Source organism: Lysobacter fragariae, assembly GCF_054779775.1.
This window is the reverse complement of record NZ_BAAGXP010000001.1, coordinates 475,233-488,627: the sequence shown is the minus strand read 5'-3', so window position 1 is coordinate 488,627 and position 13,395 is coordinate 475,233. Positions and strand designations below refer to the sequence as shown.

The following is a 13,395-nucleotide window of genomic DNA, read 5'->3' as shown; positions in this document are numbered from 1 at the left end:
GGCGACCGCGGCGGGTGCAACCGGCACAAACAAACATCCCCGCCTGGGCGGGGATGTCGTCAGCCAGCTGAGGATGCGCGGCGAACCGCGCCCTGTGTCAACCCTGCGCCGCGTTGGACGCGAACACGTCCGCGTAAGGATCGTGCTCGCCGGTTCCGCCTTCGGACAGGCGGAACTTGAGGTCCAGGCCGTCGCGCGAGTCGGCTGCCTTCAGCGCTTCCTCGCGCTCGATGCGGCCTTCCTTGTACAGGCGGAACAGGCACTGGTCGAAACTTTCCATGCCTTCCTGCAGCGAGCCTTCCATCGCCGGCTTGATCTCGTGCACCTGGCCGCGACGCATGAGGTCGCGGATCATCGGCGTGTTGATCAGTACTTCGGTCGCCGGCAGGCGGCGGCCGTCCTTGCCGACGACCAGGCGCTGCGAGATCACCGCGCGCAGGTTCAGCGCGAGGTTCATCAGCACGTTCTTGTGCGCCGACTCGTGGAAGAAGTTGAGGATGCGCTCCAGCGTCTGGTCGGCGTTGTTGGAGTGCAGCGTCGCCAGGCACAGGTGGCCGGTTTCGGCGAAGGCGATCGCCGCTTCCATCGTGGTGGCGTCGAGGATTTCGCCGATCAGGATCACGTCCGGCGCTTCGCGCATCGCGTTCTTCAGCGCGTTGTGGAAGGCGTGGGTGTCCAGGCCGACCTCGCGCTGGTTGACGATCGACTTCTTGTGCTTGTGCAGGTATTCGATCGGGTCCTCGATGGTGAGGATGTGGCCCGAGGTATTCGTGTTGCGGTGGTCGATCATCGCCGCGAGCGTGGTCGACTTGCCCGAACCGGTGGAGCCGACGATCAACACCAGGCCGCGCGGGGCCATGATGATGTCCTTCAGCACCTGCGGCAGCTGCAGTTCCTCGATCGACGGGATCACGCTGCGGATGGCGCGGATCACCATGCCGACTTCGCCGCGCTGCTTGAACACGTTGACGCGGAAACGGCCGGCTTCAGCCAGCGCCAGCGCCATGTTCAGTTCCAGGTCACGCTCGAAGATGGGAACTTGCCCCTCGTCCATGAGCGAGTAGGCGATCTTCTTGACCATGCCCGCAGGCAGGCCGGTGTTGCCGAGCGGGTAGAGTTTGCCCTCGACCTTGATGTACACCGGAGCGCCCGTCGTCAGGAACATGTCCGACGCGTTCTTCTCCGTCATCAGCTTCAGAAAGTAGCCGATGTCCATGCGAGCATCCCCTTTGATTTTTCAAAGCGACATGCCATTGCAAGGCCGCCGCGAGCTTCCGACAATGACCGCGACGACGTTACACCCATCCCCATCGTCCAGGCATCCCCCAATGCGTCCAAGCTTCGCACAATTCCGAAACCTGTCGATGGCACTGGTTCTCGCTTCGTCCGTGCCTGTCCTGGCCGCCCAGCCCCCGACCGCGGAACTGACCGCGGCACAGCAGGCGGTCAGTCGCGCTGATAGCGCCGACGGCGACCAGTACGCCGCGCAGGAACTGGCCAGCGCCCGCGGTGAACTCGCCCAGGCCCAGGACGCCGTCGCCCGGCACAAATACAAGGACGCACTGGCGCTTGCGCTGAATGCGTCCGCCGATGCCGACCTGGCCTACGCGCGCAGTCGCGCCGCGCAGACCCGCGCGGAGCTGGGGCAGCGACGCAGCGAGATCGCCGAGCTCCAGCGCCGCCTGCAGATCCAGGGTGAGAGCGGTCGCGCGAGCGCCCTCGAATCCGATGCGCCGCCGTCGGCCGACCTGGCCGTTCGCCTGCAAGCGTTGGCCGGTGACCCACAACTTGCCTCGCACGGCGCCTTCGAGCGGCTGCAGGCGCAGCAGGCCGTGGACGCGCTGGCAAAGGCGCGCGGCCGCAAGCGCGACGCCGCCCTGTACCTGGCGCAGCGCCGGGTCGAAGTCGCCGAGCTGGCGACGCGGACCGAATCCAGCCGCCGCGACGTCGACCAGCTCGATCGCGAACGCAGCGACCTGCTGGTCGAAGCCAGCCGCCGCGATGCCGAGGCCGCCCGCGCCGAAGCCGAGCGCCTGCGCGTGCAGGCCCAGATCCAGGCCGAGGAAACCCAGCGCCTGCGCGAACAGGCCGCGCAGAGCGACGCCGCCGTGCAGGATGTCGAGGCCGCCCTGGCCGGCGTCACCGATGTCCAGGCGGCCAAGCTCAAGGCGGCCCGCGAACGCGAAGCCAAGCTCGCCCACGAAGAGGCCGAACTGATGGCCGGCGGCAAGCTCCCGCCGTCGCGCTGGGACAGCCGCGGCGAAGTGTTCACCCTCAGCGCCGATGCCTTCGCCTCGGGCAAGGCCAGCCTGAACGATCGTGGCGCGGCCAGCATCCGCACCCTGGCGACTTACCTGCAGGCGGCAAGCACCCAGCAGGCCGTCCGCATCGAGGGTGTGGCCGCCAAGGCCGAGCTGGCCCAGCAGCGCGTGGAGGCCGTCCGTGACGCCCTGGTGGCCGCTGGCGCCAGGAAGCAGCAGATCCGCGGCGCGGTGGGCTCGGCCGCCAAGTCCAAGGCCCGGGTCGAGATTGCCTTGTCGTCAAAATAACGTATTTAAATCAAATGGTTGGATGTGGACTGGCGACCCGGTTGTGACCGGGTTACCACTTGTCCGCACGGGGTTGCCGGACCCGGATTTCAGGAGTAGCGTCGATTATCCAGGCGGTCCCAACACCGCCCGGTCGAGAACCGGCCCATGACCCAAACGCCTGTTTCGCAGGAAGCCGCCGCCGCAAGCTCGGTCGCGGCGGGCCTGCGCAACGCGGGCCCGCGGCATTACCTGGTTCCGAATCCAACCCCGTCACAACGCCTCGGTCTCACGGCCGGGGCGTTTTTGTTTCCGGGGGTCGTGCTCCGCAATCGTTGAACGCAATCGCTGATGGAGGCACTCATGTTCGAAGAACAACCGCAGCAGGAAGTCGACGCGATGATCCGCTCCAATCCGGAGTTCAAGCAGCTGTATCAGCGCCATCGCGACCTGGACAAGAAGGTGATGGACGCCGAGTTGGGCGTGCTTCCCATCGATGACGTCACCCTCGGCCAGATGAAACGCGAGAAGCTTGCTGCGAAGGACCGCCTCATCAGGTTGTACGACTCGCAACATCACTGACGCCAACCGACACCTGGCCCGACAACCTGACCTCCGGGTCGGCCGGCCCCAGCAGGACCGGCCGACCAGGGTGGAGCCCTCCGCTCCCCCCATCCAATCAACCCATAGTCTTTTCATCGCGGGCGGCGGCGCCTTCCTCGTCGGGATCGCCGCCGCCCGCGCTGGGTCTGCCGTCATCGCGCCTGGCCGATGTAAGCCACCTGCCCGATCGCCCACCCGACAGCTGGGCTCCGATGCGGAGCGCCGCTAGAATCCGGGGCTTGCCGCGTGGTCGCGGTTCCAGGATTCCCATGCCCATCCATGCCTCCGTACTCGAACTGATCGGCAACACGCCGATCGTCAAAGCCCAGCGCCTCGATGCCGGCGTGTGCGATCTCTATTTCAAGCTGGAATCGCAGAACCCCGGCGGCTCGATCAAGGACCGCATCGGCATGTCGATGATCGAGGCCGCCGAGAAGGCCGGAAAGATCAAGCCGGGCGACACCCTGGTCGAAGGCACGGCCGGCAACACCGGCATCGGCCTGGCGCTGGTGGCGCAGCAGAAGGGCTACAAGCTGCTCCTCGTCGTGCCCGACAAGATGAGTCGCGAGAAGATCTTCAATCTCAAGGCCATGGGCGCGCAGGTCGTGCTGACCCGTTCTGACGTGGCCAAGGGCCATCCGGATTACTACCAGGACATGGCCGAGCGCATCGCTCGCGAAACCCCGGGCGCGTACTTCATCAACCAGTTCGGCAATCCCGACAACCCGGCCGCGCACGAATTCGGTACCGGCCCGGAAATCCTCGATCAGATGGCGGAAGTCGGCGGCATCGACGCGATCGTGTTCGGCTGTGGCAGCTCAGGCACCATGACCGGCCTGTCGCGCTGCTTCGCTTCGCGGTCGCCGCACACCGAGCTGGTCCTCGCCGATCCGGTGGGTTCGATCCTCGAGGAATACATCAACCGCGGCACGCTCAGCGACAAGTCGGCGAGCTGGATGGTGGAGGGCATCGGCGAGGATTTCCTCCCGCCGATTTCCGATTTCACCCGCGTGAGGAAGGCCTACGCGATCAGCGACAAGGAAAGCTTCCTCACCGCGCGCGAACTGCTGGAAAAAGAGGGGATTCTCGGTGGTTCTTCCACCGGCACGCTGCTTGCCGCCGCGCTGAAGTACTGTCGCGAACAGGCCACGCCGAAGAAAGTGGTCGTGCTGGTGCCCGACACCGGCAATAAGTACATCTCCAAGATGTACAACGACTACTGGATGCTGGACAACGGCTTCCTCGAGCGCGAAAGCACGGGCGACCTGCGCGACCTGATCCTGCGTCCGTTCTCCCGGCGCGACACGATTGTCGTGGCCCCCACCGACCTGCTCATCACCGCATGGCAGCGCATGAAGCTCTACGACGTGAGCCAGCTGCCGGTGATGGACGGCGACAACATCGTCGGCATCGTCGACGAAAGCGATGTGCTGCTGCACGTCTACGGCGACGAATCACGCTTCCGCGACCCCGTGTCGACGGCGATGGTCAGCAAGCTGGACAAGCTGGACGTGCGGTCGCCGATCGAGGCCCTGCTGCCGGTGTTCGACCGCGGGCACGTGGCGATCGTGATGGACGGCGAGAAGTTCCTTGGCCTGATTACGCGTATTGACCTGCTGAACTACCTGCGCCGCCGCGTGCAGTAACCCATTGAAAAACAAGCTGAAGCGCAGCCGGAATGCTAGAATTCGCCGCTGCGCGGACGCCAGGTGGAAGTGAAAATGACTGACAAGAACACGGATCGCAAAGCTGGCCTGGGCACGTTGGCGATCCACGGCGGGCAATCGCCCGACCCGAGCACCGGCGCCGTGATGCCGCCGATCTATGCGACCTCCACCTACGCGCAGTCCAGCCCCGGCGACCACCAGGGTTTCGAGTATTCGCGCAGCCACAACCCGACCCGCTTCGCCTACGAGCGCTGCGTCGCATCGCTGGAAGGCGGCACGAACGGCTACGCATTCGCCTCCGGGCTGGCGGCAACGTCGACCGTGCTGGAAATGCTGGACAGCGGTAGCCACGTCATCGCGATGGATGACGTGTACGGCGGCACCTACCGCCTGTTCGAGCGCGTGCGTCGCCGTTCGGCCGGTCTGGATTTCAGCTGGGTCGACCTGAGCGACATCGCCGCCTTCGAGGCCGCGATCCGCCCGAACACGAAACTGGTCTGGATCGAGACACCGACCAACCCGCTGCTCAAGCTGGTCGACATCGCCGCGATCGCGGAGGTTGCGCGCAAGCACGGCCTGATCGTCGCGGTCGACAACACCTTCAGCTCGCCGATCCTGCAGCGGCCATTGGAGCAGGGCGCGCACCTGGTCATGCACTCGGCGACCAAGTACCTCAACGGCCATTCGGACATGGTCGGCGGCATGATCGTCGTCGGCGACGACGCGCGGATCGCCGAACAGATGACCTTCCTGCAGAACGCCATCGGCGGCGTGCAGGGACCGTTCGACAGCTTCCTCGCCCTGCGTGGCCTGAAGACCCTGCACCTGCGGATGAAGGCGCACTGCGAGAATGCGCAGGCGCTGGCGGAATGGCTCGAGCACCACCCCGCGATCGAGAAGGTGATCTATCCGGGCCTGAAGTCGCATCCGCAGCACGAACTGGCGAAACGGCAGATGGACGGTTTCGGCGGCATGGTCAGCATCTACGTGAAGGGTGGCCTCGATGCCGCGCGCCGGATGATGGAACGCTGCCACCTGTTCACCATCGCCGAGTCGCTGGGCGGCGTGGAGAGCCTGGTCAACCATCCGGCGATCATGACCCACGCGTCGATCCCGCCGGAGCGTCGCCAGCAGCTGGGCATCGCGGACAACCTGGTGCGCCTGAGCGTGGGCGTCGAGAACGTGGATGACCTGCAGGCGGAACTGGCGGAGGCGCTGCGATGACCACCATTGGCAGCGTGGCACCGGTGGCGCCTGGCCTCGAACTGCAGGGCGCGCTGGTCGTGGGCGATCGACCCCGGCCCATCTTCATCATCGGCGCGCCGCGGTCCGGTACGTCGATCACCACCTGGGTGCTCGGCCAGCATCCGAACATCCAGCCGATGCCGGAGACCGGATGGATCTCCAGCATGGCGGTGGGCGCCTACCTGTCCCACGTGAAGGGTTCAGAGCGCGGCCGGTTCTCGCACTTGTCGAACGTGGAGCATCCGCTCGATCCGTTCATGGCGCGCGTCGCCGAGTCGATCCACGCCATCGTCAATGATGTGTTCGCGCAGCGTTGCCTCAATTTCTACGGAGAGAAGTCGCGACAGCCCGGGTGGACATTGAAGGGCAAGCAGCTGGAGAACCCGCTGCAGATCCGCCGCAGCGGATCGGACCCGAAGCGCCGCTGGATTGATGGCACGCCACTGAATACCTATTTCATCTGGGCGCTCAACGCGTTGTTCCCGGACGCGCTGTTCATCCACAACATCCGCCGGCCCGATGAGGTTGCGACGTCGCTCGAGGGCTTCGATCGCGTCGGTGCCGAGCCGCAGGCGCTCGAGGCGGGCCTGGAAACCTGGATCGCCCATACCGAGAATGCCTGGCATGCGGAGCGGGGGTTGGGGTCGCGCCGAGTCTTCCGACTTGTGTTCGAGCGCATTGCTGACGAACCGGAGAAGCTGTTCGCGGAAGTGTGCGATTTCCTCGGAGAGGAGTTCACCACCGACTGCCTGTTGCCACTGCGCAGGAAGCTCAATTCCTCCGAAGTCGACGACAACCGCCAGAAGAACCTGTTGCTCCTGCGTGAGAACCAAACGTTCAGGCGTGCGGAGGCTACCTACCGCACGGTGATGGCGCGTCCCGGTACGGCGCAGCCCGATCCGGCGGCCGTTGAAGTGCTGAAACAGCGCTTCATGGACTATTGCCGCGACCGTTCGCTCGTCTGACACGTGGCGGCACGGCAGATGCGGGCGGGAAAGGCAACGGCGCGCAAGCGCAGGGCACTGCTCGTCCTGGGGATGCATCGCTCCGGCACGTCCGCACTGGCGAGGATCCTGTCTCTGCGCGGCGCGGACCTGCCCGAACACGTGATGCCGGCCAATCGCGGCAACGAAAGCGGTTACTGGGAGCCTGAAGTCGTCGTTGGCCTCAACGAACGCATCCTCGATCACTTCGGCGTCGCCTGGGACGATCCGTTCGCAGCGTTCCAGTTACCGCCGGCGAACACGTTTCCTGCACGGTTCAAGCAGGAGGCGCGCAGGATCCTGAAGTCCGAGTACGGAAATTCGGATCTGTTCGTGCTGAAGGATCCGCGTTGCACGCTGCTCCTCGATTTCTGGCTGGACGCCCTGCGTTCGCTCGACATCCTGCCGTGCCCGGTCGTGATCATGCGTCCCTACGCGGAAGTGGCGGACTCGCTGCTCCGCCGCGACATGACGAACGCGGCCAGCGCCGTTCTGCTCTATGTCGGTTACGGACTGGAAGCCGCGGCCTCCCGCGAGGCTGGCGCGAGCGTGGTCACCTACAGCCAGCTCGTCGCGGACTGGCGGTCCTGCACCGACCGCATTGCGCACGAGCAGGGCGTTGCCTGGCCGCGCAACGATCCGCAGGTGGACGCCGATGTCGAGGCGTTCCTGAGCCCGCCGCAGCGGAAATTTGCAGTGCCGCAGTTGCCCGATGACATCGCCGGGTGGGCGACGCGGGTCTGGAACTGGTTCGAACGCACCGCGGCGGGTGGCCATCCACCGGATTCCCAGCTGGCGAAAGTCCGCGCGGAACTCGAGCGCGCCCGCGACGTGCTCGCGCCATTGCTCGTGGACCGAACGCGGCAGATCCGCGACCTGAAGCGGTCGCTGGACGACGCGCAGGCCGCGCTGGGCCAGGCGGCGTCCGAACGCGACACCGCCCTTTCCGAGCGCGACCACCTGCTGGACCTCCACCGGCAGACCGGCGAACAGCTGCAGCAGACGCAGGCGACCTACCAGCTGCGGGAGCAGGAGCACGAGCGCTTGCGCGAAGCGCTGGAACATAACGCCCAGTCGCGCGCACAGGCGGAGCAATCCCTGGCGGCATTGAAGGAACAGCGCGATACCGCTCTATCCGAGCGCGACCGGGCCTTGCGCATCCATCAAGACACCGAAGAGCAGCTGCGCGACGCGCAAGCCAGCTACCAGACGCTGGAACAGCGATGGTCGGAGTTGACAACACTGCATGGGCAGCTGGCCAGCCAACGCGACCTGGCGATTGCGGAGCGCGATGCGTTGTCCGACATCCACCAGCGCACGGAACAAGAGCTGCACAGCACCGAGGAAAGCTATCACCAGCTGGAACGCAGGTTCACCGAGCTGGAAACGGCGCAGGGCGAACTGGCGGGCCAGCGCGATGCACTGGTGCTGGAGCGCGATGCCGCGCTGCAGGCGCAACAGGGCACCGAAGAACAGCTGCGCCAGACCGAAGCGAGCTACCAGCAACTGGACCTCGGCGTTGCGGAACTGGAGGCGGCGCAAAGCGAGCTGGCCGGCCAGCGCGACGCCCTGGCGTCGCAGCGCGATGCCGCGATCCAGGTGCAGCAGGCCACCGAAGACCAACTTCGCCAGACCGAGGCTAGTTACCAGCAACTCGAGCGGAACCTCGCGGCGCTGGAAGCAGCGCAGGGCAAGTTGGCGAGCCAGCGCGATGAACTGGCATCCGAGCGTGACGCGGCGCTTCGGATGCAGCAGGTCACCGAAGAGCAGCTTCGCCAGACCGAGGCCAGCTACCAGCAACTCGAGCGGAACCTCGCGGCGCTGGAAGCAGCGCAGGGCGAGTTGGCGAGCCAGCGCGATGAACTGGCATCCGAGCGTGACGCGGCGCTGAAGGCACACCAGGCTACCGAAGAACAGCTGCGCCAGACCGAAGCGAGTTACGGGCACCTGGAGCAGGACTTCACCGCGCTGCAGGCGGCACGTGGCGAACTGACGAGGCAGCGCGACGCATTGGCATCCGAGCGCGACGCGGCGCTGCGGGCGCAGCAGGGTACCGAGGAACGGCTTCGGCAGACCGAAACGAGTTACCGGAAGCTCGAGCGGAGCTTCGCGGAGTTGGAGGTGGAGCGGGACCAGGTGTTGCGCGCCCAGCGCAGCACCGAGGAACAGCTTCGCCAGACGGAATCAAGTTACCGGCACATGGAACAGAAATGCGCCGGGCTGGAAGTGGTCCAAGGGGAATTGATGAACCAGCGCGAAACATTGACGTCCGAGCGGGACGACCTGATCCGCATGCACCAGCGCATCGAGGATCAGTTGCACCGGGTGGAGGCCGACTACCAGGAGCGCCTGCGCGCCGAGATCGAATCGCACGGCGAACTCGCCAGGTTGCACGCGGGCACCGTCGAGCAGCTTCATCGCACCGAGGCCAATTGCCAGGAGCTGCAGGCGCAGGGACACAGGCAGCAGGCGACCATCGAGACCATGGGGCAGCAGCTCGCACAACTGCAGGGGCGGGTGGGCGAACTCAATGACGCCCTCGCGCGCGCTGCGGCCGAACGCGAAGGGCTGAGCCGTGAAATCCAGTCCATGCTGGCGAGCCGCAGCTGGAAGGTGACCGCGCCGTTGCGCGGCCTGGGACGACTGGGGCGGCGCATGATGGGTTCGGAAGTGTCGTCGCCGCGCACGCTGGGCATGGATGCGGCGAGCACTCTGTCGCCCGTGGTCGCGGATGCCGCCGTGGCGGACGCCGACCTGGGCAACGCAGCCGCGTCGGAGCCGATGTTCCAGCAGCGCGACCATGCGAGCCTGCGCGGTTTCCTCGCCGCCGAATTCGGATCGTTGGCCGCCGACGACGTGGTGCTCCGGATCGACCGTTATCGACTGCCGGTCGAATCCGGCAACGTCCGTGCAGCGTCGAAGATCGCCTGCACCGAGGACGAGGCGCGCAGCTGGGTGGCTGCCATCGCGCAACAGGCGTCGCAGCGCATCGACGCCGACGCGCAGCCCGACGTTTCCATCGTCATTCCGGTCTACAACCAGCTGCCGTTCACGCTTGCGTGCATCGATGCGCTGGTTGCGCACGAGACGCGCTACCGCTTCGAGATCCTGGTGGGCGACGACGCATCGACCGATGCGACCGCGCTGGCATTGGCAACGCCGATCCAGGGTGTCCGCCATGTCCGCCACGGGACCAACCTGGGCTTCGTCCGCAACTGCAACGCAACCGCGGCGCTGGCGCGCGGCCGTTACGTGGTGATGTTGAACAACGACACCCAGGTGCTGCCGGGCTGGCTCGACGAGATGATCGGGACGCTGGAAGACAATCCGGGCATCGGCATGTCCGGCTCCAAGCTGGTGTTCCCCGACGGACGCCTTCAGGAGTGCGGTGGGATTGTCTGGAAGGACGGATCGGCGTGGAATTTCGGTCGCCTGCAGGACCCGCGTCGACCCGAGTTCTGCTACATGCGCGATACCGACTACGTTTCCGGCGCATCGATCGCCCTGCCGCTGGAACTGTGGCGGGAATTGGACGGCTTCGACGAATTGTTCGTGCCTGCCTATGCCGAGGATGTCGACCTGGCGTTCCGGATCCGTGCTCGTGGCCTGCGCACGGTGGTGCAGCCGCTCTCGCAGCTGCTTCACTTCGAGGGCATCAGCTCCGGTACCGACACCGGCCAAGGTGCGAAGGCCTACCAGGTGGAGAACCTGCGCAAGCTGCACGAACGCTGGCACGAGGTGCTGCAGCAACACCGTGACAATGCCGACCACCCGGAACTGGAGAAGGAACGCCAGGTCGCCCGGCGCATGCTCTTCATCGACCTGGTAACGCCGACGCCGAAGGAAGACGCCGGCTCGCTGGTTGCGGTGGAGATGATGAGCGCCTTCCGCGACAACGGTTACAAGATCACGTTCATTCCCGAAGACAACTTCGCCCACATGGGCGCCAGCACGCGTGATCTGCAGCGGGTCGGCATCGAGACCATCTACCATCCGAGCTATTCCTCGATCGATGGCTTCCTGTCGCAGTGCGCGGATGAGTTCGACGTCATCCTGCTGGTGCGGTTCCGTGTCGGCGAAGCGCACATCGAGCGCTTGCGCCAGCGCTATCCCTCGGCGCGGATCATTTTCAGTAATTGTGATCTGCACTACCTGCGCGAGATGCGTGAAGCGGAGCTTTCTGGAAGCCAGGCGGCGCTCGACGCAGCGCTGGACACCAAGCGCCGCGAGACCGACGTGATCCGTCGCGCCGACGTCAACATGGTGCACTCGGAAGCGGAGCTGGAACTGCTGCGCCGGGATGTACCGGGTGCGCCGTGCGTGCTGTTCCCGCTCGTGCACGATCCGATCGAACACTGCCCGCCCGTGGCCGGCCGCGATGGCATCTGCTTCGTTGGCGGCTATCGCCACGCACCCAACGCCGACGGCATCACCTGGTTCGTGGAGGAGATCTGGCCGCTGGTGATGGCACGTGATCCGCGCCACACGTTGTATATCGCCGGCAGCAGCATGACGGACCAGGTCAAGGCGCTGTCGTCGCATCCGAACGTGGAGGTCGTGGGTTTCATCGATGACCTGGATGGGTTCCTCGCAAGGCGCCGCGCAACGATCGCGCCGCTCCGGTTCGGCGCTGGCGCGAAGGGCAAGGTCGCCGTCAGTCTCGCCAATGGCGTGCCGGTGGTCACTACCGCCGTTGGTGCGGAGGGCATGCAGCTTGAACACGACATCCAGGTGCTGGTGGCGGACTCGGCTGAGGACTTTGCCGCGCATGTCCTCGACATCCTGTCCCAGGACGAACTGTGGCTGAGAATGTCGGCGGCGGGATTGAAGTACGCGGCCGAGATCACGTCGAAGGCGAGCGCCCGCCGGCGAGCGCGCGAGATCATCGAGATGCTTCGCCTGGCCTGAACGCAGCCACCGAGCGGGTTGAACACACGCTCGGGGTGGATCGGCAGTCCAGTCATCCGCCATCACGAGTGCGCTGAATCGCGACGGGGAACAATCTGGCCTGCAAGGTAGCGAGTTTGCGTTGATCGCTGGTGTCCCTCCGCATTCCTGGTGTTAGCGAACTATGAGTGGTTCCCCGCTTGACTGGATTTTCCGGCTGATGGCGTTGGCCAGCGTGTTGGGCATTGGCGTCCTGCTTCATCGGTCGAACAGCGCGGGCGCCGATCGCGAAGCCATGCGCAGACTCGCCGAACGGGTCGAAGCTCTCGAGACCAGGATGGCGTCGGGTCGCGCAGAGCTACTTGCGCCTGCCATGCCGGGCATGGCACAGGTCAATACGCCGCCATCGCGCCCGTCGCCTGAACAGGATGCCAGCTCGGCATTCAACGGATCCGCGCAGTCCGAAGCACTTGGCCAGGCGCGTCAGCGCGAACTGCAACGATCGTTTGCCGCACAGGCGCCAGCACCGGCTAGCGACAGCACGCCGCAGCAAGTCATCGCCGCGTTCGGCAGCGATGAGGTGCTGCAGGCGCTCGACGTCCCCAAGTCGCAGAACGTCAGTTGCCGGGCGAACATGTGCCTCATTCGTGCGACGTTTCCACTTGGCGCGGACAGTTCGGACTGGTCCACGCGTGTGATGCTCGAACTGGGCGCAGCGCTGCCTTCGTACAGCACGGGCTACGTGCGACAGCCCGATGGCGGCTATGAGCTACAACTCTACGCGGCGCGGCCCAGGAGATAGCCGTGATGGCGGGGTCTGCCCGCCTTGTTGTCCGGTGGGCCAGACGTTCCCCGTTAAATCCCGTGAACTGCTTCCGCTCGAACAACTGCGGGAGGAGGGGAAGCCCGGCATCGGGCGTCGTCATCAATCTGAAGGATCAAAGCGATGAAATTACTGAACGGGTCCAGTGTTCTTGCTATCGCCCTTGCCGCGGCCGCGTTGGGGGGCAGCGGTGAAGCGCAGGCGGCATCGGTCAGCATGCCAACCAACGGAACCGCCGCGTGCCGCGCGACCAACTCGACGGGTGCGGCGAGCTTCTACTACAACCACACCTACCTCTGGAACAACGGTTCGACAAACCAGTACCTGACCTGCGTGCTGCCGGAATGGAACCGGCTGGACGGCAACGTCAACACCGTGCTGCAGATGGCCTGGGCTGCAGGCGCCACGGGCGGTACCGTCACCTGTACCGCGCAGGTGGGCTCCTTTCACCATGGCGTCAACAACATCGACCAGGGTGCCACTGTCAGCCTGACGCTTGCGGCGGGCGCGAGCGGCTACGTGTTCTTCCCGACCATGACGTCCACGGTCAACTGGAGCACGATCAACATCATCTGCAACGTGCCGGCGAGCTTCAAGCTCGGACTGATCGAACGGCAACGGACCGTACCCGATACCTGGTAACGCCGTGAAAACGCGAT

At 65.5% G+C, this 13,395-nt stretch carries 9 protein-coding genes; 8 read left to right on the top strand and 1 reads right to left on the bottom strand.

All coding sequences use genetic code 11. The annotated features are described in order from the left end of the window. Positions 1 to 97 precede the first annotated feature (97 nt). Positions 98 to 1,216, bottom strand: a complete 1,119-nt coding sequence (locus ACYVD7_RS02170; protein WP_460758593.1) for a PilT/PilU family type 4a pilus ATPase — start codon at positions 1,214 to 1,216, stop codon at positions 98 to 100. A gap of 148 nt (positions 1,217 to 1,364) precedes the next feature. On the opposite strand from ACYVD7_RS02170, the gene ACYVD7_RS02165 reads away from it, so the two are divergent. The 8 genes from ACYVD7_RS02165 to ACYVD7_RS02130 all read left to right on the top strand — a co-directional run bounded on the left by ACYVD7_RS02165 (position 1,365) and on the right by ACYVD7_RS02130 (position 13,378). Beyond that, on the top strand, positions 1,365 to 2,549 hold the full coding sequence (locus tag ACYVD7_RS02165; RefSeq protein WP_460758591.1) for a DUF4398 domain-containing protein: 1,185 nt from the start codon (positions 1,365 to 1,367) through the stop codon (positions 2,547 to 2,549). Positions 2,550 to 2,891: 342 nt separating this feature from the next. After that, on the top strand, positions 2,892 to 3,110 hold the full coding sequence (locus ACYVD7_RS02160) for a YdcH family protein (RefSeq protein ID WP_460758590.1): 219 nt from the start codon (positions 2,892 to 2,894) through the stop codon (positions 3,108 to 3,110). A gap of 290 nt (positions 3,111 to 3,400) precedes the next feature. Further along, complete coding sequence (locus tag ACYVD7_RS02155) at positions 3,401 to 4,777, top strand: pyridoxal-phosphate dependent enzyme (RefSeq protein WP_460758588.1); 1,377 nt, start codon at positions 3,401 to 3,403, stop codon at positions 4,775 to 4,777. Positions 4,778 to 4,852: 75 nt separating this feature from the next. Continuing rightward, positions 4,853 to 6,022 carry a cystathionine gamma-synthase gene (locus ACYVD7_RS02150; RefSeq protein WP_460758587.1) on the top strand — a complete coding sequence of 390 codons (1,170 nt, stop codon included), beginning with the start codon at positions 4,853 to 4,855 and terminating at the stop codon, positions 6,020 to 6,022. Further along, positions 6,019 to 7,008, top strand: a complete 990-nt coding sequence (locus tag ACYVD7_RS02145; protein ID WP_460758585.1) for a sulfotransferase family protein — start codon at positions 6,019 to 6,021, stop codon at positions 7,006 to 7,008. The genes ACYVD7_RS02150 and ACYVD7_RS02145 overlap by 4 nt, the downstream gene beginning before the upstream one ends. 72 nt (positions 7,009 to 7,080) lie before the next feature. Next, positions 7,081 to 11,934 carry a glycosyltransferase gene (locus ACYVD7_RS02140; protein WP_460758584.1) on the top strand — a complete coding sequence of 1,618 codons (4,854 nt, stop codon included), beginning with the start codon at positions 7,081 to 7,083 and terminating at the stop codon, positions 11,932 to 11,934. A gap of 199 nt (positions 11,935 to 12,133) precedes the next feature. After that, positions 12,134 to 12,715 (top strand): hypothetical protein, encoded by a 582-nt coding sequence (locus tag ACYVD7_RS02135; protein ID WP_460758582.1) that lies wholly within the window; start codon positions 12,134 to 12,136, stop codon positions 12,713 to 12,715. A 237-nt stretch (positions 12,716 to 12,952) separates the two neighbouring features. Further along, positions 12,953 to 13,378, top strand: a complete 426-nt coding sequence (locus tag ACYVD7_RS02130) for a hypothetical protein (protein WP_460758580.1) — start codon at positions 12,953 to 12,955, stop codon at positions 13,376 to 13,378. Positions 13,379 to 13,395: the final 17 nt, after the last annotated feature.